The sequence below is a fragment of the Streptomyces sp. NBC_01171 genome (assembly GCF_045039805.1).
Classification (GTDB): domain Bacteria; phylum Actinomycetota; class Actinomycetes; order Streptomycetales; family Streptomycetaceae; genus Streptomyces.
Map to the genome: position 1 here is coordinate 6,154,475 of NZ_CP108609.1, position 26,372 is coordinate 6,180,846.

Genomic DNA, 26,372 nt, shown 5'->3' on the forward strand with positions numbered 1-26,372 from the left:
CTTACGCGGCACCGGACGCCGGGGCAGACTTCCCGTCATGCCCACCTACTCCGCGCCCGACGGCACCCGGCTGGCCTATCGCTACCTCGGCGACGGGGACGGCGACCCGGTGATCTGCGTGCCCGGCGGGCCCACCGACTCCCGCTACCTGGGTGACCTCGGCGGCCTGTCCGGGCACCGGCGGCTGGCCGTCCCCGACCTGCGCGGCACCGGACGGTCCGCCACCCCGGACGACCCCGCCACCTATCGCTGCGACCGGCTCGTCGACGACGTCGAGGCACTCCGCGTCCACCTCGGCCTGGACCGGATCGACCTGCTCGGCCACTCCGCGAGCGCCAACATCGCCACGCAGTACGCGGCCCGCCACCCGCACCGCCTGCGCCGCCTCGCCCTGATCGGACCGAGCACCCGTGCGGTCGGCCTGGACGTCACGGGTGAGTCCCGGCGCCAGGCCGCCCGGCTCCGCAAGGACGAACCCTGGTTCCCGGCGGCCTTCGCCGCGCTGGAGGCGATCATCGAGGGCACCGGCACGGACTGGGACGCCATCAGCCCCTTCTTCTACGGCCGTTGGGACGCCATGTCCCGGCAACATCACGAGGACAGCCAACCGGCCAACAGGGAGGCCGTCACCCGCTTCGGCATGGAGGGCGCCTTCGACCCGCCCGCCACGCGCACCGCGCTGGCCGAGCTGACCGTGCCCGTGCTGCTGCTCACCGGCGAGTTCGACCTCAACAGTCCGCCCGAGGTCATCGCCGCATTCGCGGAACTCTTCCCCGACGCACGGCTCGCCGTGCAGCCCGGAGCGGGGCACTACCCCTGGCTCGACGACCCGGAGCGGTTCACGGCGGTCGCCGCCGACTTCCTCGCCCGTCCCTGACCCGGCGCCCCTACGGCCTACGCTGGAGCCATGTTCAGCCCCGAGGGTCCCACCACGCGTGAACTGGCCGTGCAGGCGCTGTCGTCCGTCGAGCGGGGCTACGACCTGCTGGCGCCCAAGTTCGACCACACGCCGTTCCGGACGCCCGCCTCGGTGCTGGACGCGGTGGCGAAGGCGCTCGGGCCGCTCGGTCCCTTCGAGGACGGGCTCGACCTGTGCTGCGGCACCGGTGCCGGCCTCGCGGTGCTGGGCGGGCTGTGCCGCCGCAGCGTCACCGGGGTCGACTTCAGCGCGGGCATGCTCGACGTGGCCCGGCGCGGACAGGGCTCGGAGGTCGCCCTGGTACGTGCCGACGCCCGCGCGCTGCCCTTCACGGCCGCCTTCGACCTGGTCGTCAGCTTCGGCGCGTTCGGGCACTTCCTGCCCCGCGAACTGCCCGGCCTCTTCACCCAGGTCCACTCGGCACTGCGGCCGGGCGGACGGTTCGCCTTCCCGGTGCCGGCACCGCCCCGGCCGTCCAGCCCCGCGTACTGGATGCTGCTCGGCTTCGACGCGGTGATGCGGGTGCGCAACGCCGTGTGGCGGCCGCCGTTCGTCATGTACTACCGCGCGTTCCGCCTCGGCGACGTACGCCGGGAACTGGAGCGGACCGGGTTCGCCGTGGAACTGCAGCCGCTGCCCGAGTTCGGTCTGCGCGCCGACGGCAGCCCCCGAGCCCGGCTGGTGACGGCGCGGCGCGGGTAGCCGCCACGTCGGTGATCATGCGCGCCGTCGCGTCCACGTCGGGCCGGTGCGCGCCCAGGCCCGCTCCCACTCGGCCAGCCGGTGCCGCTGCGCGACCCGGCGCTCCATCGCGCGGGCCAGGAGCACGATCGCGGCCGTGCCGCCCGCCCCGCCCAGGCCGACCGCGACGGTGTGCTGCCAGACCGCCACGTCGTTCGGCGGCGGCGCCACCGCGCGCCCTCGGCTGTCGAACCACACGGTGACCGTGTCACCGGCGCGCGTCCCGGCCGGCACGTCGGCGACGGCGGTACGCGTCTGCCGGCCCGGCTCCGTCCAGCGGACCTCGGCCCGGTAGCCGTGGCCGCGGTCGCCGTGCACCGTGGGCCTCGACGCGGGGCGGCCGGCCACCACGGCCCGTACCGGTTGCCGGTCGGCCCGCTGCTCCTCGGCGTGCGTCCGCGCCCGGTCGTAGGTGAACAGCCCGGCCGCCGTCCCCGCCAACGGCGCGACCACGCAGAGCAGGATGGCGACGACCACCGTCACCCACGCCTCCACCACGTCCGACCGCCGCCGCAGCGGATTGTGCCGCCGCCGCGGGCGGTGCGACCGAGTACGCATGTCCACACCCGTCAGGTACCCAGCCCGACGCCCCCTCGCGCATCCCGCGCGCCACAAGCTCCCAGCCGCTCAGCCGAAGCGCTCGATGCGGATACGGTCCACCGGCTGACCGGCCGCGACGAGAAGACGGGAGGCGTGCTCGGCGAAGCCGTTGGAGCCGCACACATAGGCTTCCCACCCACCCGGCGGCTGCTCGGCCAGGAGCGGCGCCACATGTGCGGCCGACATACGGCCCACCGGCACACCTGCCGGAGCGCTGCGGGTGAACACGGCCGTCGTCTCCGCGCCCAGTTCCCCGGCGTAGATCAGCTCCTCGGGGCCGCGCGCCGACACCAGCATCCGCAGCGGCACCGACAGGCCCCGGGCACGATGGTGCCGGACCATCGACATCAGCGGGACGATCCCGGAACCGGCCCCCAGCAGCAGCGCCGGACGGTCGCCCGGCCAGGCGAAGAAGCCGCTCAGCGGGCCGCGCACCTCGATCGCGTCACCGGGCCGCGCCACCGTGTGGAACCAGCCCGAGACCTCGCCGTCCGGCACCCGGTCCAGGGTCAGCTCGATGTGCCCGGAGTCGTCCGGCGCGGAGGCGATGGAGTAGTGGCGCTGGGCCACATAACCGTCTTCGGCGGTCAGGCGCAGCATCAGATGCTGGCCCGGCAGATGGCCCGCCCACTGAGGCACCGCCAGCCGGAACGTCGACGTGTACGGCGTCTCCCGCCGGACCTCGGTCAGCGTGGCCGTCTGCCAGGCGGCTGCCACCTGCTCGCTCACCGCGATACGGCCGGGCACCGCGAAGCGGGCCGGGGGAGCGGAAGACGTCCCGGGTGTCTCGTACACCTGCTCAGTCACCTCGGTACCGCTGTTCCTCCCACGGGTTGCCCCGTTCGTGATAGCCGTTGCCCTCCCAGAAGCCCGGCTCGTCGTGGTCGAGGAGGGTGAGGCCGGCGATCCACTTCACGCTCTTCCAGAAGTACAGATGCGGCACGACCAGCCGGGCCGGGCCGCCGTGCTCCGGGGCGAGCGGCACACCGGCCTGATCCCAGGCTATCCAGGCGCGGCCACCCGTGAGGTCGGCCAGCGGCAGGTTCGCGGTGTAGCCGGTGTGCGAGCGGGCCAGCACATGGGTGGCGGACACATATGGCCGCACCACAGCGAGGAACGTGTCCAGCGAGACCCCGCCGAAGCGCACACCGAACTTTGACCAGCCGGTCACACAGTGGATGTCGCCCTCGTACTGCGAGCCGGCCAGGGCGTGTGCCTCGTCCCAGTTCCAGGTGTGCGGCCGCTCCACCAGGCCGTCGACGCGGAAGGACCAGCCGGCGGGCGCCAGGTCGGGGGTGACCTCGGCGGACAGGACGGGCCAGTCGTCGCCCGCGTCGTACTGCCCGGGAGGCAGTCCGGGACGGGAGACGCGCCGACGGCCCGTGAAGCCTCGGGTGACGTTCATGGCTCAACCGTACGCTCCCGCCACGGGCGCCCCGCCCCTGGTCAGTGCCCCGACGCGCGACCTGGGCCACACTCCGGTCGCCTGCGGGAATAGCCGCCGCACCGCCGTACTTGGGGACAAGTGCCGCCGCGCCGCCGCGCCGGTGCAGGACGAGGGAAACGAGGACTTGAGGATGCCCGAGGCGTACGTCTCCACGCGGTACGACGGCCGGGAGGCCGACACCCCGGCCGGCGCCGACCCCGGCCCCGCCGGGACGACGGTCCCGCACCCGCTCGACAACGCCGCCCGCGCCTCCCTCACCGGCCCGCACGCCCACTTCGCCGAGCGGCACGGCCGGGTGCTCCGGTACCCGGTCGAGGTCTCACCCTGGCTGGCCCTGCCCGACGACCCCGAGCCCGCCGACTGGGCCGAACTCGCCGCCCTCGCGGGACCCGGCGGCGAGGTGCCGCTGCTCGGTTACCGGGGCACGGTGCCGGAGGGCTGGGAGATCACCTTCGACGTGGCCGGCGTACAGATGGCGGACGAGAGCGTGGCCGGCGCGCCGGACCCGGAGGCGATGCCGCTCGGCCCGGCCGACGTGCCCGAGATGCTGGACCTCGTCGCACGCACCCAGCCCGGCCCCTTCTTGCCGCGGACCATCGAGATGGGCACCTACCTCGGCATCCGGCGCGACGGCGCGCTGATCGCCATGGCGGGGGAGCGGCTGCACCTGCCGGGCTGGACCGAGATCAGCGCCGTCTGCACCGACCCCGCCTTCCGGGGCGAGGGCCTGGCCACCCGGCTGATCCTCGCCGTCGCGCACGGCATCCGCGAGCGCGGCGAGCGCCCGTTCCTGCACACCGGCGCCGGCAACACCGGCGCCATCCGCCTCTACGAGTCCCTCGGCTTCCGGCACCGGCTGGACACTCGGTTCTTCGGGGTCCGCGTACCCCTCGGGTCGTAGCCGGCCGTTTATTCGGCGGACCCCGCGTTGTACCGCTCCAGGTAGGCCGCGAAGCGGACCAGGTCGTCCTCCGGCCAGTCGGCGAGCCGTTCCCGGAAGGCGGCCCGGCGGCTCCGGGTGACCTGGGCCAGGATCTCCTCGCCCGCCTCGGTGAGATGGAGCACCTGCACGCGGGCGTCCTCCGGGGCGAGTCGCCGCTCGATCAGCCCGGCCCGCTCCAGCGCGCCCACCTGACGGCTCACCGTCGACTTGTCCAGCGCGTAGTGCGAGGCCAGGTCGGTCGCCCGGCAGCCCCCGCGCTCCTCCAGATGCCCCAGCAGCGTGTACGACACCAGCGACAGCTCGGGATGCATGCGCCCCGCGGAGGCGCGGGCCCGGCGCGCGAACGACGTCATCTCCCGCTGGATCGTCTCGACGGCCGCGTCCGCCGCCGTCATGAGATCACCTTCGCCATGAGAACCCCTTCACGGAACTCCTCCGACCCGTTCTTCGACCCGTTCCAACGATTCTGGTTGTATAGTACAACTTGAACGTGAGTTGTATAAGACAACCATTGGAGGTTCCGGTCGATGAAGTCACCGGCACTGCGTCACGTGCTCACGCACCTGATCACCCCCCTGCTGATGTGCATAGGTATGGGGCTCGCCTATATGGGTGCCTTCGTCACCCCGGAGCCCCACCACATGCCGGTGGCCGTGGTCGGCGCCGGACCCGAGGCGAAGGTCTTCGCGCAGACGGTGAAGGACACGGCGGGGGACAAGCTCGACGTCCGTACCGTCTCCTCCCGGTCCGACGCCGTCGAACTGGTCGAGCACCGGGATGTCACCGGCGCCTATGTGCCCAGCGCACATAAGCCCGAGCTGATCGTGGCGAGCGCCGCGTCCGACATGGGCGCCACCGCCGTGGAGAAGGTCTTCACACCGGTCGCCGCGCAGCAGGGCACCCCGCTGAAGGTCACCGACATCGCCGAGCCGGTGTCCGACGACCCCACCGGACAGGGCCTGTTCTTCCTGCTGATCGCCGTCAGCATCGGCTCCTACGCCTCCGTCGCCGCCATCGGCGCGGCCGGTGCCGCGCTCGCCGTGCGGGTGCGGGCGCTCATCGCGGTCGGCACGGCCGCCGTGGTCGGCGGCATCGGCGCCCTGCTCGCCGGGCCGGTCTTCCACCTGGCCCACCACGACCTGGGCACCCTGTGGGCGATGGCGTGGCTGTACTCGGCCGGCATCCTGCTCATCGGCGTCGGCCTGCACACCTTCCTCAAGCGCTGGACCACGCTGGCCATGATGGTGCTGTTCGTGATGCTGAACTTCACCAGCTCCGGCGGGTTGTTCCGGCCCGAGCTGCAGAACGGCTTCTTCGGCACCCTGCACGCCTTCTGGAACGGCGCCGGGTTCGTCGAGGGCACCCGCTCGCTGCTGTACTTCGGCAACGACGGCATCGCCCGGAACGTGTGGACGCTCGTCGTCTGGCTGGTCGTCGGCATCGCCGTCACCGGGATCGCCGCCCTCTGGGAGCGCCCCGGCCGCCGCGCGCTTGCGGAGGCGCCGGCCGCTCAGGAAACCGCCGCCGCCGAGGCCGAACGAGAGGCCGAGCGCGAGGCCGAGGAGGAGACCGAAGAGAGCGTGGCCGTCTGAGCCGCGACGGAGGTACGGCCACCGGCCGCGCCAGGGACCCGGCCCGCCCGGGGACCCGGCACGGTATGGTGGCCGTCCGGTCGCGCGGAGTGCGCGGCCGGTGCGACCGAGGAGGTGAGACCCATCAACGCTGTGTCAGCCAGGGCGCTCTCTCCTCGCTCCCGTTCCGTGTGACGGCACGGACCAGCGCGACGGTGACCGCGGGAGCGCCCTGAGGCCCCAGGTCCCCGAAAGGCTCCAGGCTCTTATGGCCGCCGTGCCCGCATCACCCTCTCCGCTCGCCGACCCCTCGTCCCTCGCCGCCGCCCTGCGCGCCGCCGGCTGTGTCTTCGCCGAGGACGAGGCCCGGCTGATCCTCGCCACCGCCCGCACCGCCGACCAGGCCACCGCGATGGCCGAAGCCCGCGCCTCCGGGCTCCCGCTCGAACACGTCCTCGGCTGGGCCGAGTTCCACGGACTGCGCATCGCCGTCGAGCCCGGCGTCTTCGTACCCCGCCGCCGCACCGAGTTCCTCGTCGACCAGGCCCTCGCCCGGGCGCCCGAAGCCCGCGTGGTCGTGGACCTGTGCTGCGGCTCCGGCGCGCTCGGCGCGGCCCTCGCCGTCTCGCTCGACGGCGCCGAGGTGCACGCCGCCGACATCGACCCGGCCGCCGTACGCTGCGCCCGCTGCAACCTCGCCCCCCACGGGGGCCGCGGCCACACCGGCGACCTCTACGCGGCGCTCCCGGCCGGACTGCGCGGCCGGATCGACATCCTGACCGCCAACGTGCCCTACGTGCCCACCGCCGAGGTCCCCCTGCTCCCCGCCGAGGCCCGCGACCACGAACCCGCGGTCGCGCTCGACGGCGGCCCTGACGGACTCGACGTCCTGCGCCGGGTCGCCGCCGGAGCGGCCGAGTGGCTGGCCCCCGGCGGTTGCCTGCTCTCCGAGACCAGCGCACGCCAGGCGTCCGCCGCCACGGCGGCCTTCACCCAGGCCGGTCTGGCCGCACATGTGGCGGTCTCACATGAGTGGGACGCACATGTGGTGATCGGCGTGCGGTGACCTGGGCCTGCGCCAGGGTGTGCCTACGACAGGTCACGGGCCCGCGCGATGAGCACCGCCACGTCGTCGTGATTGTCGGGCTCGTACAGCGTCTCCAGGAGCTGCTGGCAGACCTCCTCCAGCGGGCGCTCCGAGGCACCGTCCAGCAGGGACAACAGCCGCTCCAGCCGCTCGTCCAGCGAGTGACTGCGGGTCTCCACCAGACCGTCGGTGTACAGCACCAGCTCGTCACCGGGCTCGAAGTCGACGGTCACGGTGGCGAACTCCACCCCGCCCACCCCCAGTGGCACCCCGGTGGGCAGGTCCAGCAGCTCCGGCGGCCGACCCGGCCGGACCCGCACCGGCGGCAGATGCCCGGCGTTGGCGATCAGACACCGGCGCTGCTGAGGGTCGTGTACGGCGTACACACAGGTGGCGATGGAGTGCTCGGTCGCCGCCGTGGCCTTGTCGAGCTGCTCCAGCAGCAGTGACGGATCGAGGTCGAGGGAGGCGAGCGTGGTGGTGGCGGTGCGCAGCAGGCCCATGGTGGCGGCCGCGCTGATGCCGCTGCCCATCACGTCGCCGACCACCAGCGCCGTCTTGTCGCCCTCCAGCGGTATGACGTCGAACCAGTCACCGCCGACCTCGCTGGTGGACCCGGCCGGCTGGTAGTGGGACGCCACCTCCAGCCCCGCCGTCACCGGCGGATGGCTCGGCAGCAGGCTGCGCTGAAGGGTCAGCGCGGTGCTGCGGGCGTTCTGGTACCAGCGGGCGTTGTCGATCTGCACCGCCGCCCGCGCCGCCAGCTCCCGCGCCAGCAGCACGTCGTCCTCGTCGAAGGGCTCCGGATTGCGGGTCCGCTTCAGGTCCAGCGCACCCAGGATCTCGCCGCGCGCGATCAACGGCACCGCCAGGTAGGAGTGCAGCCCCGCCCGGCTGAGCATGACGGCGGCCTCGGGGGAGCGGGCGATGCGCGGCAGGTCGTCGTCCTTCACCCGGGGCACCAGCACCGCCTCGCCGGTCCGCACGCACTCGGTGACCATCCGCTCGGCGCCGTACCAGGCGATCCCGCCGGGCCGGTCGGCCGCCTGCACGGCGTCTCCGCCGTCGTCCGGACGGACCGCGAGCGCCCGGATCACCGCGGCCTCGGACGGCCCGAGCGTGCTGCGTCTGCCCTCCACCACCGCGTCCAGCAGGTCGACGGCCGCCACGTCCGCCAGCGCCGGTACGGCGACCTCGGCCAGTTCGCAGGCGGTGAGCTCCAGCTCCAGCGTCGTACCGATCCGGGCGGAGGCGTCCGCGATCAGGGCGAGACGGCGCCGCGCGTTCTCCGCCTCCACCGCCGCCCGGTGCTGCTCGGTGATGTCGGTCAGCGACAGCGCGATGCCGAGCACATTGCCGAGCGAGTCGTCCAGGCGGTACAGGGACAGCGACCACGTGTGCTCGGCGTCCGGATCGGCCGGGGTACGGCCCACCACGGTCCGGTCGATCACCGGGTCCCCGCTCGTCAGCACGTCCCGCAGCGCCTCCTCCGCCGTGTCGGGGTCCAGCAGCGGCAGCACCTCGCGCAGCATGCGCCCCTCGTGCCGCTCGGCGGGGACCCCGCTGAGCCGCTCCAGCGCGGGGTTCACCGAGACGAACCGCAGCCCGGTGTCCAGGACCGCCAGCCCGATGGGGGACTGGTGCACCATCCGCTCGGACAGCGCCACGTCGTGCTCCAGCCGCCGTACCGTCGACTGGTCGGCGGCCAGGCCCAGCGCGTACACGTCGCCCCGCTCGTCGAGCAGACGCATGTTGCGGAACTCCACCAGTCGGGTGGTGCCGTCCTTGCGGCGGATGGGGAAGCCGCCCGCCCAGCTCTGCCCGGTGCGCATCACGTCCTCGAACAGCTCACCGACCAGCCCGATGTGCCGTTCGTGCACCATCAGCCGGGCCGCGTACCGGCCGAGCGCCTCGTCGGCGGTGTATCCGAACAGCTCCTCGGCCTGCGGGCTCCACAGCACGATGCGGCCCCGGCCGTCCAGCACCACGGAGGCCACGTTCAGCATGTCGAGCAGCCCGCCGGGCCGCACCGGGCCGCGCTCGGGCCCGCCGTTCCCGGCCGCCTGAGTCTCGGCTGCACTCATGCCACGCACCGCCTTCGCCCGTCCGCACGGCACGCCGTCCCCCGTGCCGACTCCCCTTGTTGTACCGCGCTCACACCCGGCGTGCCGAGGGCTGTGGTCCCGCATACGTCCGCATCCACCATCCCTCACTTCGGCCTCGGACGTACTGCCGGGACCCAGCGGCCCCGTGGCGCGTGGGGCGGCCGTCACCCAGTGAGGCGGCAGAGTTCACCGCCATCTTCCTTTATTGGTCTGTACATGCCTACGCGGCCGGGCCAGACTGTCCGCCGACCGAGTGTCCCCACCCCCCTCACCGAGGAGTCGGCCCATGCCCGCGCCTGCCCGAAAGCGCCGCCGCGCCTTATCCGCCGGACTCGTCACCCTGGCCACCGCCGCCGCCGTCTCCCTGGGTGCCGCCGCGCCCGCCTCGGCGGCGGACACCTGGACCGAGACCGGCTCCGACCGCGCCGACCCGCTGACCGAGAGCCAGGGGCTGACCTCCGTGGAGGTCCCGGCGAACAGCCCCAACCGCTACACCGGCATCGGCACCATCCCGGTCGGCGTCTCCAGCCGGGGCTGGAACCATGTCGGCGACCCCGACGCCTCGTACAACGGCTACTACATCGAGCCCTACCAGCGGGACTCGGGCAACTCGAAGATGTACCGGGTGCAGGCGCCCGGCGGTGCCTGGTCGGAGTACGTGCACACGCTCGCCCCCGGCGAGGCCATGAACAACTCCTGGTCCGCCATCTCGCCCGACGGACAGTGGATGCTCTCCGGCGAATGGGGCACCATGAACCGCCTGCTGGTCTTCCCCACCCCCGGTGTCAACCCCGCCACCTCGCCCTCGGCCGACCTGAAGCTGGCCTCCAACGTCACCCTGGACCACCCGGTGCGCGACGTGCAGGGCTGCGACTTCTCCGGGCCCACCACGCTGCTCTGCTCCTCCGACGACCCCGAGGGCACGCTGTTCGGCATGACCAAGCCGCTCCTCCAGATCGACCTCTCGGCGGCGCCCAACGGCACTTCGAACGTGTCCGGCCATGTCACCGCCCTGCGCCAGTTGCCCCTCCGCAGCTCCTGCTCGGGCAGCTTCGAGACCGAGGGCATCGACTACGACCGGCGCAGCGGCGTCCTGCGCGTGATCGTGGTCTCGCCGGGGTTCTGCGTGGTCACGGACAGCAAGACGTACAAGTTCACCCGGAGCTGATCCCGCGAGACCGCTCGTTTCCCGGGGGATGACCGGCGCCGGCCGGGGTACCCGAGCCATGCGCACGGCCAGGAAAGGAGCGGACATGACGAACACGGAGGCATCGCACCCGGAAACCGTCTCGGTGGAGATCAGCGGGTGTTCGCCGGACGACGCGCGCGTGGTCTTCGACGTGCTGAGCGCCTGCTTCGCATCGGACCGTGAGGCGGGCGAGACCCCGCAGCAGCAGGACGAGGCGCGCCCGATGGTGTGGCTCGGTACGTACGACATCGCGGAGTCCCACACCGGGAACTGCCCGCCGGCCAAGCTCAGCGCGTCCGTCCAGGCGGATGTGCAGGGCGGGTACTGGGCGGTGGACCGGTTCCGTCAGGCGCTGGACGAGATGTTCACGGTCCAGGAGACCGCCACGGCCTCCGGCGACCAGGAGCGGGAACTCCACCTGCTGCTGGGCAGCCGCTGACCGACTCCCTCGTACGAGGTGCCCCGGCCGACCCCCGTCGGCCGGGGCACTCTGCTGTGTGGGCTGCACCTATGGGGGCTCCACCTACGTGGGCTGCACCCATGTGAGCTGCGCCCATGCGGACTCCCCACACGGGCCCCACGCCCATGTGCCCTCTGTCGCACCCTTATGCAACTAGTTGCAAAAAGGTGGGCGGTTGCTCTACAACAAGAGGCGACCGCATCCCCACGGAGGGCCCGATGAGCCGTTACCCGCACCTGTTGTCCCCGCTCGACCTGGGATTCACCACCCTGCCCAACCGCGTCCTCATGGGCTCCATGCACGTGGGCCTGGAGGAGGCCGAGCACGGCTTCGAGCGGATGGCGGCCTTCTACGCGGCCCGCGCACGCGGCGGAGTGGGCCTCATCGTCACCGGCGGCATAGCCCCCAACGAGGAGGGGCGCCCTTACGAGGGCGGCGCCAAGCTCACCACCGACGCCGAGGCGGAGGAACACCGCGTCGTCACCGACGCCGTCCACCACGAGGGCGGCCGCATCGCCCTCCAGATCCTGCACTTCGGCCGCTACGCCTACCACGCCGACCTGGTCGCCCCGAGCCCGCTCCAGGCCCCGATCAGCCCCCACGTCCCCCGCGAGCTGACCGACGCCGAAATCGAACGGACCATCGAGGACTACGCCTGTACCGCCCGCCTGGCTCAGCAGGCCGGATACGACGGCGTCGAGATCATGGGCTCCGAGGGCTACCTCGTCAACGAGTTCATCGCCGCGGGCACCAACCACCGCACCGACCGCTGGGGCGGCTCGTACGAGAACCGCATGCGCTTCCCGGTCGAGATCGTGCGCCGGGTCCGCGAGGCCGTCGGCGAGGACTTCATCATCATCTACCGCCTCTCGATGCTGGACCTGGTCCCCGGCGGTTCCACCCTGCCCGAGGTCGTCACCCTCGCCAAGGCGGTCGAGGCGGCCGGCGCCACCATCATCAACACCGGCATCGGCTGGCACGAGGCCCGTATCCCCACCATCGCCACCTCCGTGCCGCGCGGCGCGTACACCTGGGTCACCAAGAAGCTCATGGGCGAGGTGTCCGTACCGCTGGTCACCACCAACCGCATCAACACCCCGGAACTCGCCGAGGAGTTGCTCGCGGACGGGCGCGCCGACATGGTGTCCGTGGCCCGCCCGATGCTCGCCGACCCGGACTTCGTCGCCAAGGCCGCCGAAGGCCGTCCCGAGGCCATCAACACCTGCATCGGCTGCAACCAGGCGTGCCTGGACCACACCTTCGGCGGCAAGATCACCTCCTGCCTGGTCAACCCCCGCGCCTGCCACGAGACCGAGCTGGTGCTCACCCCGACCCGGCTGCGCAAGCGCGTCGCCGTCGTCGGCGCCGGGCCCGCGGGCCTGGCCTGCGCCGTCTCCGCCGCCGAACGCGGCCACCACGTCACCCTGTTCGACGCCGCGAGCGAGATCGGCGGCCAGCTCAACGTGGCCCGCAAGGTCCCCGGCAAGCAGGAGTTCGACGAGACCCTGCGCTACTTCCGTCACCAGCTCGACACCCATGGCGTCGACGTACGCCTCGGCACCTGGATCACCCCCGGCGACCTCGACGGGTACGACGAGGTCGTGGTCGCGACCGGCGTCACGCCGCGCACCCCCGACATCCCCGGCATCGACCACCCGCGCGTCGTCGGCTACCTCGACGTGCTGCGGGACGGCGCCCACGTCGGCGACCGCGTCGCCGTGCTCGGCGCGGGCGGCATCGGCTTCGACGTGGCCGAGTTCCTCACCGACGCCGGCGACAAGGCGAGCGAGGACCCCGAGACGTACTTCCGCACCTGGGGCGTCGACACCGACTACGCCGCGCCCGGCGGCCTCGCCGCGCCCAGCCGCCCCGCGTCCCCGCGCACCGTCCACCTGCTCCAGCGCAAGGCCACCAAGGTCGGCGCCGGACTCGGCAAGACCACTGGCTGGATTCACCGCACCGAGCTGAAGCACCGGGGCGTCACCATGGTCCCCGGCGTCCGCTACGACCGGATCGACGACGCCGGACTGCACATCACCGTCGGCGAGGAGAGCCACGTCCTCGAGGTCGACACCGTCGTCCTGTGCACCGGCCAGGACCCGCGCCGCGACCTGTACGAGGAGCTGATCGCGGCCGGAGTCAGCGCCCATCTGATCGGGGGCGCCGACGTGGCGGCCGAACTCGACGCCAAGCGGGCCATCAAACAGGGCACCGAGCTGGCGGCGGCGCTGTAGGGACCGCGCGTCCCTAGGATGAGCCCATGTCACTCCCGCACGCCATCCTCACCGCCCTGCTGGAGAAGCCGTCCTCGGGTCTGGAGCTGACCCGGCGGTTCGACAAGTCGATCGCCTACTTCTGGCCGTCGACCCACCAGCAGATCTACCGCGAGCTGGGGAAACTGGAGGCCGAGGGGTTCATCCGCGCGCTGCCCTCCGCGCAGCCGGCCCGTGGGCAGAAGAAGAGTTACGAGGTGCTGCCCGCGGGCCGCGCGGAGCTGGCCCGCTGGACCGCCGCGCCCCAGGACCCCAAGCCGCTGCGGGACGCGACGCTGCTCCGGATGCGGGCGGCGGCGGTGGTCGGCACGGCGGGCCTCGCGGCCGACATGCGGCGCCATCTGGAGCTGCACCAGAGCCAGTTGGCCGTCTACCAGGAGATCGAGAAGCGCGACTTCCCGCCCGGCCGGGACACCCCGCAGGACCGGCTCCGGCACCTGGTCCTGCGGGCCGGGATCGACCTGGAGACCTTCTGGGCCCAGTGGCTCGCCGAGGCGCTGAAGGAGATCCCGGAATTCGAGCCGGACGTCCCCGAGCAGTGATCCGTCAGTACCGCCGGTACGACCTGGGCCGACGGCGCAGGAACCAGGCGCCCGCGATGACCGTCGACCCCACCAGTGCCGCGCCCAGCCCGAGGGTGAGCGTGCCGTAGTCGCGGGTGGCGCCGCCGAGGCCACCGGCCACGCCACGCGACGGTGCGGGCGTGGCCGCGCGGGTCGGCGTGGTGGGCGCCGACACGATGACGACCTGGCTGCCCGCCGAGACGCCGTTGGAGCATCGCACCATGACCGTGTACGTCCCCGGTGCCACCGCGGCCCAGGAGGCCGACTGGCTGACCGTCGTACCGGACAGCGCCACCTGCCGCCCCTGGGCGAAGCTCGTCTGCTGGGCGCCCAGCAGCGAGGCCGTGCCCCAACTGCCGTTGTTCTGGGCGCAGGCGCTGGTCACCACCGACACATTGGTACCCGACGTACTGACGGAGATCCCGGAAGCCGCGGCGGACGGCCCGGCGAGCGCGAGCGGCAGCGCGAAGGCGGCCAGGGGAGCGGCGGAACGGGAGAGAAGTCGGGAGTAGCGCATGGGCTCGCCTCCGGCGGCACGGTGGCGGTACGTCCCGTGCGCCGCCGGGGTAGGGAACATCCGTGCCACCCCGGAAGCAGCCAACGCTGCCCGGCGGGTCGCCGCATGCGCAGGGCGTCCGCCCAGGTGACGCGCTCCGCCGTCCGGGCGGTCAGCGGCCCGTGGTGACGGTTCGTTCCGCCGAGAAGCCGCCCCAGGTGCCGTCCGGCAGTCGGGCCCGCAGCCGCACCCGGTGGACCTCCCCGGCCTTCCGCCCGGCGTACAGGCTGTGGTGCGCCCGGCCGGACGGCGGGGTGCCGCCCCATACCAGCGAGCTGTCCGTGCCCCCGTCCAGCCGGATCTGGTACTCGGTGATCACTCCGTCCACCTTCGGCGGGTCCCAGGCGAGATCGAGGTAGTACGACCCGGCTGTGTGGCGCGAGGTCACGTCGAACCCGGTCGGCGCGGTGCCCCGGCGGTCGTCGGCGCCTGGCGTGGTCAGCCGGACCGGGGAGCTCGCGGGGGAGAGGTTGCCCGCCGCGTCCTGGGCCCGGACGGTGAAGAGGTAGCGGGTGCCGGGGCGCAGCCCGGTGACCACGGTCGCGGTCTGGCCCCCGCCCACGGCGTGTATCTTCACGCCGCCCTGCTGGATCGCGTACGACCGCACGCCCCGGTCGTCGTGCGCGGCCGCCCAGGACAACTGGACCGCACGCCCGTCCACCACCTTGCCGCTGACACGCCCAGGACGGCTCGGCGCCGAGTGGTCCGCGGCCACATGGGCGGGGGTCCGGGCCCGCACCTCCCGGCTCGGCGGCCCGAGGCGCCCGTCCGCGCTCCGGGCCCGCACGGTGAAGACGTACGGGGTGGACGGCTTGAGCCTGGTGACATCCACCATGTGCTGTGTGGCCGGTACTTCGCCGACTTTTACGGGGCCGCGATACACCTCGTAGGTATGGACCCCGGAACCGGCCGCGTTCCACATCACATGGACGCTGGTGGCGCTTCCCGCCTGGGCGGTGACGCCGGTCGGGGCACCGGGGGCCGGGCTTTCGCCGGACTCGCCGTCGGCCGTGCCGCAGGAGACGGCCAGCAGGAGGGCCACGCAGACCGGCACCCAGCGGCCGGGGCGGAGGGGAACACGTCGCACGGCGCTGCCTCCCGGAGGCCCGCATCACGGCAAAGGTCCGGACCAATATGGCGCCTGCGAGTCGGTCCCGGCAAGGGGGCCGTGCTGGTGAGGGCGGCCGGGTGCTACGTATGCTGTGGTCTCCCTGAGGCGTGAACTGCCGTTACGCGGAGCCCAGTTCGCGCCCGTGGCGCGGACACGCTGTCGTCGCCGAAACCGCGCCGACGCGGGCGGCCGGAGGGCGGGCCCTCCTCGGTCCGGCCCTCCGGGCCCCCGTGAACTGCTCCATCCGGCCGCAGAACGTGCCCTGTCCGGCCGCAAAACGGCAGCCGTACGTGCCTCTCGCCACCCGCGTGGGTGATGGTGTCCGGAATATCCCCTACGGGAGGTTCCCCAGCGTGCGTTTTCCGTCGTTGGTACCGGTCCTGGCCGGTGCCGCCCTGCTCGCCCCGACGTCGCCACCCGCCGCCGCCGTACCCCACGGCGTCCCGCGCGGGGCGTCGGTGACCGCCGCCGAACTCCGGGCCAGGACACGGCACTGCGCACAGGTCTCCCACGGCCGCTACCGCGAGGACGCGGAAGGCCCCGCCAAGGTCCGGGTGTGCGGCACCCGGGACGCGGTGTTCTGGAAGGCGGACCTGGACACCGACTGCGACGGCTGGCCCGGCGCCCGCTGCAACCGCCGCACCGACCCGTACTTCTCCCCGGCCACCGCCTTCCCCCAGTCCGACGGCCGCCCCCTCGACGCCGAACGGCTGCCGTACATCGTGATCCCGCCCGCCAGCGCCCTCTGGGACCACCGCGCCCACGGCGTCCGGGGCGGCTCCGTGGCCGCCGTGCTCTACCGGGACCGGGTGCGGTACGCCGTCGTCGGCGACACCGGCCCCCGCGACATCATCGGCGAGGCGTCCTACGCCACCGCCCGCGCCCTCGGCATCGATCCGGACCCGCGCGTGGGCGGAGCCCCGTCCGGTGTCACGTACATCGTCTTCCGCGACACGCGGGTACGGCCGATCGCGGACCACGAGGACGCGGTGGCCCAAGGGGAGGAGCTGGCCCGGAAGTTCGTCGGGCGGACGGGCTGACGGTGTGCGGGCCGGCCCCCGATGTCAGGGACCGGCCCGGCGCTCACACCTTGCGGTAGGCGTACGCCTCGCTCGCGGCGGCCACCACCGCGTCCAGATCGGCACCCGTCGCGGCCGTCACCACGGCGGCCACCGCGCCCTCCACGAACGGGGCGTCCACCAGGCGGGTGTCCTCCGGGAGTTCGTCGCCCTCGGCGAGCAGCGCCTTCACCGTGAGCACCGCGCTGCCCAGGTCGGTGAGGACGGCGACCCCCGTGCCCTGGTCCACGGCGGCGGCCGCCGCGGATATCAGCTCCGCGCTGGTGCCGAAGCCGCCGCCCTCCGTACCGCCCGCCGCGGCGACCGGTACCGCCGTGGCACCGCCCGCCAGGGCCTTCGCCAGCCCGGCCACCGACTCGGCGACCTCGGCGCTGTGCGACACCAGCACGATCCCGACATGCCGTTCGTCACTCATCGGAGCCTCCCTCCGTCGCGGTCACGAGCGCCGCGATCAGCAGGCTCGACGAGGTGGCGCCGGGGTCCTGATGACCGATGCTGCGCTCCCCGAGATAGCTCGCCCGGCCCTTACGGGCCTGCATCGGGGTCGTCTCCACCGCTCCGGACTCGGCGGCCCGGCGCGCCGCGTCGAAACCGTCGCCGAGCGCGTCGACGGCCGGGATCAGCGCGTCCAGCATCGTCTTGTCGCCCGGCGCCGCCCCGCCGAGCGCCTTGACCCCGTCCACTCCGGCCCGCAACGCCTCCGCCAACTGCGCCTCGCTGACCTCGGGCGCGTCCCCGAGCACCTTCCCGGCCCGGCGCAGCAGCGTCCCGTACAGCGGGCCGGAGGCACCGCCGACCGTGGAGATGAGCTGGCGCCCGGCGAGCGAGAGCACGGCACCGGGCGTGTCCGGCGCCTCCTTCTCCAGGGTGACCAGCACGGCCGTGAAACCGCGCTGGAGATTGCTGCCGTGGTCCGCGTCGCCGATGGCCGAGTCGAGCGCGGTGAGCCGCTGCGCCTCCCGGTCGACGGACGCGGCGGTCGCCGTTATCCAACGGCGGAAGAAGTCGGCGTCGAGCACTGGATCTCCTTGGCTGGTAGGGATGTTGACCACTGACTCCGACGTATCACATCCCCCAGCGCAGCGCCGGGGTCCGGACCGGCGCGTCCCACAGCCGCAGCAGTTCCTCGTCGACCTGGCACAGGGTGACCGAGGCGCCCGCCATGTCGAGCGACGTGACGTAGTTGCCGACGAGCGTGCGGGCGACGGCCACGCCCCGCTCCGCCAGCACCCGCCGCACCTCGGCGTTGAAACCGAACAGCTCCAGCAGCGGGGTGGCGCCCATGCCGTTGACCAGCACCAGCACCGGGCCGCGCGGCGTCATGTCGTCCAGGATGGCGTTCACCGCGAAGTCGGCGATCTCCCCGGAGGTCATCATCGGGCGCCGCTCGCGGCCCGGCTCACCGTGGATGCCGATGCCCAACTCCAGCTCGCCGGGCGGCAGATCGAAGGTGGGGGAGCCCTTGGCCGGGGTGGTGACGGCGCTCAGGGCCACGCCGAAGCTGCGCGAGCTGTCGTTGACCTGGCGGCCGATCGCCTCAACCCGCTCCAACGGCTGCCCCTCGGCCGCCGCCGCGCCCGCGATCTTCTCCACGAACAGGGTCGCCCCGGTGCCGCGCCGGCCGGCCGTGTAGAGGCTGTCGGTCACGGCGACGTCGTCGTTGACCAGGACCTTGCCGACCCGGATGCCCTCGTCCTCGGCCAGCTCGGCGGCCATGTCGAAGTTGAGCACGTCGCCGGTGTAGTTCTTCACGATGAACAGCACCCCGGCCCCGCTGTCCACGGCCGCCGCGGCCCGCGCCATCTGGTCCGGCACCGGCGAGGTGAACACCTCACCCGGACAGGCCGCCGCCAGCATGCCGGGCCCGACGAACCCGCCGTGCAGCGGCTCATGCCCCGACCCGCCCCCCGACACGAGCCCCACCTGCCCGGCCACCGGCGCGTCCCGCCGGACGATCACCCGGTTCTCCACATCCACGTTCAGGTCCGGATACGCGGCCGCCATCCCCCGCAGCGCGTCGGCCACCACGGTCTCGGGGACGTTGATCAACATCTTCATCGGAGTCTCCTGGTGAGAGCTAGCAGACGGGGCCCTGGGCAACGTCTTCGCTGGTCAGGCTGGGTGAGCGCAAATTCGATCTTGGCGGTCCTCGGCGGTTCGGCGCGGGCTCCGGCGGTCCTGATGCTGACCGGATGCTGAGGTTCGTGATGGGGTGTCAGGTGTCGATGGGAGGTCTGTGATGTTGGGATCGCAGTACTACTGTCGGCAGTATCGACCTTGCGGCCGCGAAGGTCACGTGGAGTGGGACAGGTGCTCGCATTCGTTTCGCGTGCCTCGGTCACGCGTGGGTCAGGGTCAGCTCAAGCATCGCGGGATGTCTGCTTCTGCGCTCGACCTGTAGGGGCCCTGGTGAGCGCGGGTCGTACAGGGGGTGCGGCAGTCCAGCAGAATTGCCTCGCGGCTCGGGAAAATCCGTATCGGCCATTGGGGTGATCTTTACGTTGAGGGGCGAGTGAGCGCATCGACCCGAAGCATCACATTCCGCCGGCGCTGCCGGCGCTGCTCCCACCGGCTGCGGTCGCACGAGCTGACGGTAGACGTCTCGGCGCCCCTGTACGGAGCCTCGTCGTCTCGCCGGGACTGAGCCGGTCAAATTTGCCTGGGGTGTCTCCTGGGACGCCGGCTGCCGATGCGGTTCTCACGGGGCAGGTACGCTAAGGCAGTTGCAGTGGCCTCCCCCCTCCATCCGTGTTCTCGCGGTGAGTCATGGCCTGCGGCGATCAAGGCGTCTTCGGGCATGAGGAAGAGACACGGTGCTGATAGCGGGCCGATACCGGCTGCGGGACGTCATCGGGCGCGGAGCGATGGGCGAGGTCTGGCGCGCCGTCGACGAGATACTGGGCAGACCGGTCGCCGTGAAACTGATGCTCACCCAGCATGCCGACCCCACCGCGGTCTCCCGCTTCCGGCTGGAGGCGCAGACCGCCGGACGCCTCAACCACCCTTACGTGGTCGGTGTCCGTGACTTCGGCGAGTACGACAACCGGCTCTTCCTGGTGATGGACCTGATCGAGGGCGACAGCCTCGCCGGAGCGCTCACCAGTCAGGGAACCCTCCCCGCCGAACGTGTCGCCCGTGTCGCCGCCGAGGCCGCGGACGGGCTCGCCGCCGCCCACCGGCAGGGCATCGTCCACCGTGACATCAAGCCCGCCAACCTCCTGCTGGACGCCGACGGCACCCTGAAGATAGGCGACTTCGGCATCGCCCGCTTCCTGGACGACCCCGGCAACGCCCTCACCGCAACCGGCCAGATCGTCGGCACCAGCCTCTACCTCGCGCCCGAACGCGCCCTGGGCCGCCCTGCCGGCGCGGCCTCCGACGTGTACTCCCTGGGCTGCGTGCTCTACCAACTCCTCACCGGACGACCGCCGTTCCAAGCTGACTCCGCACTGGCAGTGCTGCACCAGCACCTGGACGCCGTCCCCGTACCGCCCAGACAACTCGGCGCCGATCTCTCGCCCGCTTTCGAGAACTACCTGCTCGGCCTGTTGGCCAAGGAGCCCCAGGACCGGCCCACGGCCGAAGAAGCCGCGAACTGGTTCGCACACGGCCACTGGCGCGGAGCCCCGGCACCTCTCCCGCGTGAACACGCCCGCCACGACGAGCGACCCATCTCCGGCCCGGCACTCACCGGTTCTACGACACCCTCGCGCACCGCGCCCGTCGGGGGCGCCTTGCCTCCCTCGACGGACACCGAGTGGACGACGAGCGTCCACCGAGCGGTGCCCCGCCGTCCTCGTGCGTCACGGCTGCGCCGTTCCAGACTTGTGGCCGCGCTGGGCACCGTCGCCCTGTTCGTCGTGGCGCTCCTCATCGGCATGAGCTGGTTCTCTCCTGACAGCAACTCGGCGAAGAAACCGCAAGCCGATCCGTCCTCACCCGCCTCCTCCTCGCCCTCCGTGGTGGCACCCGCCGGCTCCTCGTCACAGCCCGCCGCGGCTGAGGCACAGAAGCCGGTCGACGACACCAAGCCGTCGCCCGACAAGCAGGGCAAGCACGACAAGCGCGAAGAGCACGGCGGCAAGGGAAAACACTGACGAGAGTCAGTCCAAGCACAGATGTGCGGTACACGGGTGGACATGCCCGAGCTCGACAACAAGGGCCTTTCCCCTGAGGTGCGAGTCACGCGATGGGCTGCCCCGCACACTCCGCGCAGGCTGCTCTTCCTGTCAGGCCGATTGCCGGGGGAGTGGGTCCGTCTGCCGTGTTCCGGCGTCGCGGTGGGTCACGGTCAGGTAGGCCACGAAGCCGAGAATCGCCGCCGCCCAGGACACGGTGACCGGGCCGAGGCCCCACCCGAGTCCTCCGCGGGTCTGCGACAAGGCCATCCAGTCGGCGAGCGAGGCACCGAGCGGGCGGGTCAGCACGTAGGCGCTCCAGAACGCGGCCACCGCGCCGAGTGCGCCCGTCCGATGGGCGATGGCCGGGAGTCCGATGGCCCCGGCGAACAGCACGATCGAACCCAGATATGCCAGACCGGTGGATGCGGTGAGGTCACCGGCCGCGGTGCCGAGGGCGAAGGTGGCGAGGACGGCCGCCCAGTAGAAGACCTCACGGCGGCGGGTGCGGATGCTGTGGATCGACAGGGTCCGCTCGCTGGCGTACCAGATGGCGAAGACGGCCGCGAGGGCGATCACGAACAGCGGCGTGGACAGGGTGTAGGAGACACCGAGGGCGACGTGCAGGACGTCGGCGACCATTGTGCCGAACACGCTGACCATGACGATCGCCGTCCAGTAGACCCAGGGCACATAACGGCGCACGGCGAACTGCAGGACAAGCGACGCCACGAAGGCGATGCCGCCGAGGGCCACCGCCGGAATCGGGCCCAGTAGATGGGCCAGGAAATCAGAAGCGGTCTCGCCCATACCTGTGGTGAGGACCTTGATGATCCAGAAGTAGACGGTCACTTCGGGCACCTTGTTCGCGCCCTCACCTATTCGGGCGTGGGTCGGGAAAGGGGGCCGCTGACCGAGAACTTGCTCTGTGCTCATGATCTTCACCATCGCATGCTCAACTGCTGTCCACACAGGCCCCTTTGCAATTGTTTTGGATCTTGCGGTACAGGTGTTTCCATGGGCTCAGGCGAAGCTGACCGCAACCTGAAAGGCACCCGAGAAACGCTGGTCGGCACTGACGCGATGTTGATATAGAGGTTCCTTTCTCCTCCTCCCGCGGAAGTCAAGCGTCACTGCGCATCAGCCGGTACGCGGCCCCGGCCAGTGCCAGTGCGCTCCAGCCGATGAAGACCAGCAGACCGGTGCCGGGCGCAAGGGTGGTGGCGTCGTGGGTCAGGGCGAACATCGAATCGCCCGCGTTACTGGGCAGGTAAGGGCTGATGCTGTCGCGCCAGGAGCTGGGCAGCAGGGTGGCCAGCCCCGGAATCAGCATCAGTGTGACGACAAGCACCGAGATGCCGCCGGCCACGGAGCGCAGCAGAGCACCGACGGCGGCACCGATCACGGAGACGAGGCTCAGATAGAGCCCCGCGCCCAGCAGACTTCGTACGACACCGGGATGTGAGAACCCCATGGCCCCCGGCGTACCGGAGACGAGGTGACTGCCGAACAGGAAGGCCACGGACACCCCGGCCGTCGCGGCGGCCAGCGAGACCAGCCCGATCACGGCCACCTTGGACCACAGCACCGGGAGCCGGCGCGGTACGGCGACCAGCGTCGAGCGGATCATGCCCGTCGAGTACTCCCCGGCCGTCACCAGAACCCCGAGGACGCCCAGGGTGAGCTGGGCGACATTCGTACCGAAGAGCGACAGGCCGACAGCGGTCTGCCGGGCGAAGTCCGGGTTCATGTGCCCGGAACCGATCTCGGACCTGTAGCGGGTCGCGGCGATCAGTCCGAAGGCCGGGAGGAGCAGCAGGCTCAGCCCGAGCGTGATCCAGGAAGACCTCAGCGACCAGAGTTTGGCCCATTCCGACGCGAGAACGCCTCGTCCGGTAACCCGGTAGGAAGGGCGGCCGCCCGCTGCTGGTGCCGCCTCTGGGGGCGCGGTGAGGGTACTCATGCCTGCCTCTCGGCGGCTTCGCCGGCACCGGCGGCCGACCCGTGATACTCGACGGCGTCCCTGGTCAACTCCATGAACGCCTCTTCCAGCGAGACCTGACGCGTGCTGAGTTCGAAGAGGGCGATCCCGTGCTCGGCCGCCCTCAGGCCGATCTCCCGTGCGGACAGCCCGGTCACCTCCAGATCCTCCGGGCCGACGCCGGCGCAGATGTCCACGCCCGGCCCAGCGAGGACCTCCCGCAGTCGTGCGCGGTCCTGCGTTGCCACCCGCACGGTGTCCCCGCCCGCCGTGCGAACCAGCTCCTCGACGGTCGTGTCGGCCAGCAGGCGGCCACGTCCGACGACGATCAAGTGGTCCGCCACCAAAGCCACTTCGCTCATCAGGTGCGAGGACACGAACACCGTGCGCCCCTGTGCGGCGAGCGAGGCCAGCAGGTTGCGAATCCAGAGCACCCCCTCGGGGTCCAGTCCGTTCACAGGCTCGTCCAGCATCACCGTCTGCGGGTCGCCCAGCAGCGCGGCGGCGATGCCGAGCCGCTGCCCCATCCCCAGCGAGAAGGCGCCGGCCCGTTTCCTGGCGACGCTGCCCAGCCCGGTGAGGTCGATGACCTCACCCACACGCCGGCGCGGAATCCCGTGGGTCAGAGCCAACGCCCTCAGGTGGTGGTAGGCCGAGCGGCCCGGATGGACCGATCTGGCCTCCAGCAGGGTGCCGACTTCCTGCAGCGGTGCCCGGTGCCGGGCGTACCGGCGCTCGTTCACCGTGACGGAGCCGCTCGTCGGGGCGTCCAGACCCACGATCATGCGCATGGTCGTCGACTTGCCCGCACCGTTGGGACCCAGGAATCCTGTCACCGAGCCCGGCTTCACGACGAAGTCCAGGCCGTCTACGGCGATTTTCTCTCCGTATCGTTTGGTCAGTTGCCGTGCGTCGATCATCGGGGCTTCTCCTCTCGGGTCGCGCGATGCGTCCCTCACCACTTGGAGCTTCCTCAAGAATCGCCGCACATCGGTGAATCGACTCGAAGTGAGAGGAGTGTCGTCGATGTGTTCAGTTTGCAGTCAGGTTGTCCGTCTGATCGGGTTGCCTCTCTATGTGTCGTCGCGTTGCATGAGCCGGCAGGTCAGTCGGAGGATCCTTCGCCTTGGGCGATCTCGACGCCGTGGTGCAGCCAGAGTGCTCCAGCCAGCGACGAAGCCCCGGCCGTCGAGCAGAGTAGGGCCATGGCCCACAGGGCCGGAGCCACGCGCCGGACGGGTGCCGGAGCCAGCAGGGCTTTGACTCGAGCCGGCACGGGGCCGGTGGTGGCGCCGGGGGCCAGCGCGGGAGCCTCCATGGCACCGCGCCCACGACCCACGGCCAGCGCGGCGCGCCCTACCGCGTGAGCTGTGACGGCGCGGTCGCCGCAGCCGCGGGCGGCGGCTTCGTCCGCCGCCCGCTCGGCGGCGAGCGAAACGTGAGCGGCGACAGCGGCCAGAGCGGGGTGGCACCATCCGGCGAGCTGAGCGGCGGTCAGGAAGAGGTGGTGCCTCGCGGCGAGATGGGCCCGCTCGTGCGCGAGCAGGACCTCCCGTTGGACCGGGTCCAGCGCGCGCAGCATGCCCGTGGTGACCACGATCCGGTCGGCCCTGCGCAGACCGCCCGGCAGTGCGAACGCGTCCGGACGGGGGTCGCTGAGGACGCACAGTCCTCCGGCGTCCGGGAGGCCGGCGACGCTGTCGTGCGCGGCACGCAGGCGCGCCACCTCCGAAGCGGCCTTGCGCAGCACCTGGTAGCCGGCCAGCGCAAGACACCCGGCGGAAAGCGCCGAGACGCCCAGGACCAGCAGCCGCGGCCCCGCCGCGAGCGGCTGGATCAGTTCCGCCACCGTGGCCGCAGGGGGGAACGAGAGGGCCAATGGCAGCAGCAGGACGCCGAGACTCGCCACCACCCCGACGGCCAGGGTGGCCGTGGCGCAGGTGACCGTCCACAGGGCGATCTCGGGCCGGATCCGCTCCACGGTGTGCCGGGCCAGCGGCGGCAGCGCCCAGGGCAGGACGAGGGGGATCAGTAGCAGCGTGATCACCGGCCACCTCCCTCCAGCAGGCGCTTGAGCTCCGCCTCGTCGCTCGGGCTGAGGCCTTTGACGAAGCGGGCCAATACCGTGCTGCGGTCGTCGTCCTGGTCCAGCTCGCGGTGCATGCGCTGTGCGGTCAGGCTGTGGGAGTCCTCCACCGCGTAGTACAGGAAGCCGCGCCGGCCCGGGGTGCGCCCCACCGCCCCCTTCTCCTGTAGTCGCGCGAGAAGGGTCGCCACCGTGGTGCGGGCCAGCTCTTGGGGTATCGCCGCTCTCACCTCGGCCGCCGTCTGTGGTTCACTCGCGGCCCACAGTGCCGCCAGCACGCTCGCCTCCAGCTCGCCGGCGGGCCTGCGCTCGCCCGCTGCATCAGTCATGGAACTGCCCTCCCACTGATCGTCTACAGTGAAGTAGACCGACTACTGTCTTGTAGACGCAACTCGTGGCCCGCTGTCGTGTCTCCGCAGCGCTCCAGGCCCGTCCGCATCCGGTATACCCGACAGCCATTATCGAAGGGGCCAGCGCCGATGACGCTCGCGCACCAAGCAGCACCCCCGCTTCAACCAGCCGCGGACCCTCTCGACGCGCAGTCACTGCCGACCACCTTCGGTACGCTCGGCACCGCCGCCGTCATGTTCGCCGAGACCGGCCTGCTGATCGGGTTCTTCCTCGTGTCGCTCGTTCCGGTCGGGCTGGAGCTCGTGTGGTCCCGGCGCCCGCACGGTGCGAACGGAGGGGCGTGATGCACACCATGACCACCGCACAGTCGTACGACGGCTCCGGCCTCGACGGGGCCGCCTACCTCGACGTGGTCGACGCCGCGCACCACGCGCCCGCCTGGCTGGACAACCTTGTCTCCGGCTACTCCACATACGGGCTCGCACTGTTCGCCGTTCTGATGCTGATCGGCTGGTGGCGGGCCCGCCGCCAGGACGCTGCCCGGGCGGTGAAGGCCCTGGCCGCCCCGGTGCTGACCATGGTGGCCTTCGCGGTCAGCGCCGTGCTCAAGCAGGCGGTGCATGAGAACCGGCCGTGCCAGTCCTTGCACGTGATGACGCTGGAGGCGTGTCCCGCGGTCGGCGACTGGTCGTTCCCCAGCAACCATTCCGCGCTGGCCGCGGCGGCGGCGGTCGCCCTGTGGTTCGTCTCGGTCCGCCTCGGGGTGCTCGCCGCCCTCGGTGCCCTGGCAATGGCGGCCTCGCGCGTCTGGGTCGGCGCCCACTATCCGCACGACATCATCGCCGGTCTCGTCGTCGGAGCCCTGGTCGCTGCCTCGCTGGCCATGCTGCTGGCGCGATACGCCGTGGCCGTGGCCGAACTGCTCGGCCGGGGACGTCTGCGCCCGCTGATCGTTTCCTGAGCGATGCCGCCGGCGCCCGAGCCTCCGGAGCGGACCCGTCAGAGGCTCAGGCGTGTGGCCGCAAGTACGCTGATCGGGGTAGTCCGGTGGATTCGAGTCGGTAGGCGTGACCGTCCGACGACTGCATGCCCCGGACGTGCTCGGGAACGTCTCTGCGACGCCTATCGTCTACTGTGCTGTAGACCGTCTACTGTGATGTAGTCGCCGATGGCGGATCGCGTACTCACTCGG

Annotated in this window: 28 protein-coding genes; 13 read left to right on the plus strand and 15 right to left on the minus strand. The window is 71.9% G+C overall.

Annotated features, from left to right (window positions below; translation table 11 throughout):
• The first annotated feature begins 37 nt into the window (after nt 1–37).
• Both OG448_RS28460 and OG448_RS28465 read left to right on the plus strand, forming a co-directional pair.
• Nucleotides 38–877, plus strand: coding sequence for an alpha/beta fold hydrolase (locus tag OG448_RS28460; RefSeq protein WP_405558024.1), 840 nt, complete (start codon nt 38–40; stop codon nt 875–877).
• Between the two features lie 30 nt (nt 878–907).
• The gene (locus tag OG448_RS28465) at nt 908–1,621 is read left to right on the plus strand and encodes a class I SAM-dependent DNA methyltransferase (RefSeq protein ID WP_405558026.1); all 714 of its coding nucleotides are present in this window, start codon (nt 908–910) and stop codon (nt 1,619–1,621) included.
• A gap of 15 nt (nt 1,622–1,636) precedes the next feature.
• On the opposite strand, the gene OG448_RS28470 is transcribed toward OG448_RS28465, so the two are convergent.
• The 3 genes from OG448_RS28470 to OG448_RS28480 form a co-directional block, all read right to left on the minus strand.
• Nucleotides 1,637–2,218: a hypothetical protein gene (locus tag OG448_RS28470; protein WP_405558027.1), complete on the minus strand. Its 582-nt coding sequence runs from the start codon at nt 2,216–2,218 to the stop codon at nt 1,637–1,639.
• Nucleotides 2,219–2,287: 69 nt separating this feature from the next.
• Entirely contained in the window at nt 2,288–3,007 is a 720-nt protein-coding gene (locus tag OG448_RS28475) for a ferredoxin reductase (RefSeq protein WP_405559015.1), read from the minus strand.
• 52 nt (nt 3,008–3,059) lie between these two features.
• Nucleotides 3,060–3,665 (minus strand): sulfite oxidase-like oxidoreductase, encoded by a 606-nt coding sequence (locus OG448_RS28480; RefSeq protein WP_405558029.1) that lies wholly within the window; start codon nt 3,663–3,665, stop codon nt 3,060–3,062.
• A 172-nt stretch (nt 3,666–3,837) separates the two neighbouring features.
• On the opposite strand from OG448_RS28480, the gene OG448_RS28485 reads away from it, so the two are divergent.
• Complete coding sequence (locus tag OG448_RS28485; RefSeq protein WP_405559017.1) at nt 3,838–4,608, plus strand: GNAT family N-acetyltransferase; 771 nt, start codon at nt 3,838–3,840, stop codon at nt 4,606–4,608.
• Between the two features lie 8 nt (nt 4,609–4,616).
• Here OG448_RS28485 and OG448_RS28490 read toward each other — a convergent pair whose 3' ends face one another.
• Complete coding sequence (locus OG448_RS28490) at nt 4,617–5,045, minus strand: MarR family winged helix-turn-helix transcriptional regulator (RefSeq protein WP_135786775.1); 429 nt, start codon at nt 5,043–5,045, stop codon at nt 4,617–4,619.
• A 132-nt stretch (nt 5,046–5,177) separates the two neighbouring features.
• On the opposite strand from OG448_RS28490, the gene OG448_RS28495 reads away from it, so the two are divergent.
• On the plus strand, nt 5,178–6,242 hold the full coding sequence (locus OG448_RS28495) for a hypothetical protein (RefSeq protein WP_405558031.1): 1,065 nt from the start codon (nt 5,178–5,180) through the stop codon (nt 6,240–6,242).
• 247 nt (nt 6,243–6,489) lie between these two features.
• The gene (locus OG448_RS28500) at nt 6,490–7,287 is read left to right on the plus strand and encodes a putative protein N(5)-glutamine methyltransferase (RefSeq protein ID WP_405558033.1); all 798 of its coding nucleotides are present in this window, start codon (nt 6,490–6,492) and stop codon (nt 7,285–7,287) included.
• A gap of 23 nt (nt 7,288–7,310) precedes the next feature.
• Here OG448_RS28500 and OG448_RS28505 read toward each other — a convergent pair whose 3' ends face one another.
• Nucleotides 7,311–9,392, minus strand: coding sequence for a SpoIIE family protein phosphatase (locus OG448_RS28505; protein WP_405558034.1), 2,082 nt, complete (start codon nt 9,390–9,392; stop codon nt 7,311–7,313).
• A gap of 307 nt (nt 9,393–9,699) precedes the next feature.
• On the opposite strand from OG448_RS28505, the gene OG448_RS28510 reads away from it, so the two are divergent.
• The 4 genes from OG448_RS28510 (at nt 9,700) to OG448_RS28525 (ending at nt 13,877) form a co-directional block, all read left to right on the plus strand.
• Nucleotides 9,700–10,581: a hypothetical protein gene (locus OG448_RS28510; protein WP_405558036.1), complete on the plus strand. Its 882-nt coding sequence runs from the start codon at nt 9,700–9,702 to the stop codon at nt 10,579–10,581.
• Nucleotides 10,582–10,666: 85 nt separating this feature from the next.
• Nucleotides 10,667–11,041 carry a hypothetical protein gene (locus tag OG448_RS28515; RefSeq protein WP_405558038.1) on the plus strand — a complete coding sequence of 125 codons (375 nt, stop codon included), beginning with the start codon at nt 10,667–10,669 and terminating at the stop codon, nt 11,039–11,041.
• A gap of 239 nt (nt 11,042–11,280) precedes the next feature.
• Nucleotides 11,281–13,296, plus strand: a complete 2,016-nt coding sequence (locus OG448_RS28520) for an FAD-dependent oxidoreductase (RefSeq protein ID WP_405558040.1) — start codon at nt 11,281–11,283, stop codon at nt 13,294–13,296.
• 26 nt (nt 13,297–13,322) lie between these two features.
• A complete protein-coding gene (locus OG448_RS28525; protein ID WP_405558042.1) occupies nt 13,323–13,877 on the plus strand; it encodes a PadR family transcriptional regulator in 555 nt (184 codons plus the stop codon).
• Between the two features lie 4 nt (nt 13,878–13,881).
• Here OG448_RS28525 and OG448_RS28530 read toward each other — a convergent pair whose 3' ends face one another.
• Together OG448_RS28530 and OG448_RS28535 are read right to left on the minus strand one after the other, a co-directional pair.
• Nucleotides 13,882–14,415 carry a hypothetical protein gene (locus OG448_RS28530; protein ID WP_405558044.1) on the minus strand — a complete coding sequence of 178 codons (534 nt, stop codon included), beginning with the start codon at nt 14,413–14,415 and terminating at the stop codon, nt 13,882–13,884.
• A gap of 151 nt (nt 14,416–14,566) precedes the next feature.
• Nucleotides 14,567–15,541: a fibronectin type III domain-containing protein gene (locus OG448_RS28535; RefSeq protein WP_405558045.1), complete on the minus strand. Its 975-nt coding sequence runs from the start codon at nt 15,539–15,541 to the stop codon at nt 14,567–14,569.
• 377 nt (nt 15,542–15,918) lie between these two features.
• Here OG448_RS28535 and OG448_RS28540 point away from each other — a divergent pair, with 377 nt between their 5' ends.
• The gene (locus OG448_RS28540) at nt 15,919–16,605 is read left to right on the plus strand and encodes a glycoside hydrolase family 75 protein (RefSeq protein WP_405558047.1); all 687 of its coding nucleotides are present in this window, start codon (nt 15,919–15,921) and stop codon (nt 16,603–16,605) included.
• Nucleotides 16,606–16,648: 43 nt separating this feature from the next.
• Here OG448_RS28540 and OG448_RS28545 read toward each other — a convergent pair whose 3' ends face one another.
• From OG448_RS28545 to dhaK, 3 genes are read right to left on the minus strand one after another with little or no spacing between them, the layout of a single operon-like run.
• Nucleotides 16,649–17,059: a PTS-dependent dihydroxyacetone kinase phosphotransferase subunit DhaM gene (locus OG448_RS28545; RefSeq protein ID WP_405558049.1), complete on the minus strand. Its 411-nt coding sequence runs from the start codon at nt 17,057–17,059 to the stop codon at nt 16,649–16,651.
• Entirely contained in the window at nt 17,052–17,663 is a 612-nt protein-coding gene (gene dhaL, locus OG448_RS28550; RefSeq protein WP_405558051.1) for a dihydroxyacetone kinase subunit DhaL, read from the minus strand. The genes OG448_RS28545 and dhaL overlap by 8 nt, the downstream gene beginning before the upstream one ends.
• Nucleotides 17,664–17,709: 46 nt before the next feature.
• Nucleotides 17,710–18,702: a dihydroxyacetone kinase subunit DhaK gene (gene dhaK, locus OG448_RS28555; protein WP_405558053.1), complete on the minus strand. Its 993-nt coding sequence runs from the start codon at nt 18,700–18,702 to the stop codon at nt 17,710–17,712.
• 755 nt (nt 18,703–19,457) lie between these two features.
• On the opposite strand from dhaK, the gene OG448_RS28560 reads away from it, so the two are divergent.
• Complete coding sequence (locus OG448_RS28560; protein ID WP_405558055.1) at nt 19,458–20,741, plus strand: serine/threonine-protein kinase; 1,284 nt, start codon at nt 19,458–19,460, stop codon at nt 20,739–20,741.
• Between the two features lie 132 nt (nt 20,742–20,873).
• Here the strand turns inward: OG448_RS28560 and OG448_RS28565 are convergent, their stop codons facing one another.
• From OG448_RS28565 to OG448_RS28585, 5 genes are all read right to left on the minus strand, one after another.
• Nucleotides 20,874–21,698 carry a hypothetical protein gene (locus tag OG448_RS28565; RefSeq protein ID WP_405558057.1) on the minus strand — a complete coding sequence of 275 codons (825 nt, stop codon included), beginning with the start codon at nt 21,696–21,698 and terminating at the stop codon, nt 20,874–20,876.
• A 187-nt stretch (nt 21,699–21,885) separates the two neighbouring features.
• Nucleotides 21,886–22,725, minus strand: a complete 840-nt coding sequence (locus OG448_RS28570) for an ABC transporter permease (RefSeq protein ID WP_405558059.1) — start codon at nt 22,723–22,725, stop codon at nt 21,886–21,888.
• Nucleotides 22,722–23,663, minus strand: a complete 942-nt coding sequence (locus OG448_RS28575; RefSeq protein WP_405558061.1) for an ATP-binding cassette domain-containing protein — start codon at nt 23,661–23,663, stop codon at nt 22,722–22,724. Before OG448_RS28575 ends, OG448_RS28570 begins: the two co-directional genes overlap by 4 nt.
• A gap of 185 nt (nt 23,664–23,848) precedes the next feature.
• Nucleotides 23,849–24,790 (minus strand): M56 family metallopeptidase, encoded by a 942-nt coding sequence (locus OG448_RS28580; RefSeq protein ID WP_405558062.1) that lies wholly within the window; start codon nt 24,788–24,790, stop codon nt 23,849–23,851.
• A complete protein-coding gene (locus tag OG448_RS28585; RefSeq protein WP_405558064.1) occupies nt 24,787–25,158 on the minus strand; it encodes a BlaI/MecI/CopY family transcriptional regulator in 372 nt (123 codons plus the stop codon). Before OG448_RS28585 ends, OG448_RS28580 begins: the two co-directional genes overlap by 4 nt.
• Nucleotides 25,159–25,308: 150 nt before the next feature.
• Between OG448_RS28585 and OG448_RS28590 the strand changes: the two genes are divergently transcribed.
• Nucleotides 25,309–25,524, plus strand: coding sequence for a hypothetical protein (locus OG448_RS28590; RefSeq protein WP_405558066.1), 216 nt, complete (start codon nt 25,309–25,311; stop codon nt 25,522–25,524).
• The gene (locus OG448_RS28595) at nt 25,524–26,141 is read left to right on the plus strand and encodes a phosphatase PAP2 family protein (RefSeq protein ID WP_405558068.1); all 618 of its coding nucleotides are present in this window, start codon (nt 25,524–25,526) and stop codon (nt 26,139–26,141) included. The genes OG448_RS28590 and OG448_RS28595 overlap by 1 nt, the downstream gene beginning before the upstream one ends.
• The last annotated feature ends 231 nt before the right edge of the window (nt 26,142–26,372 follow it).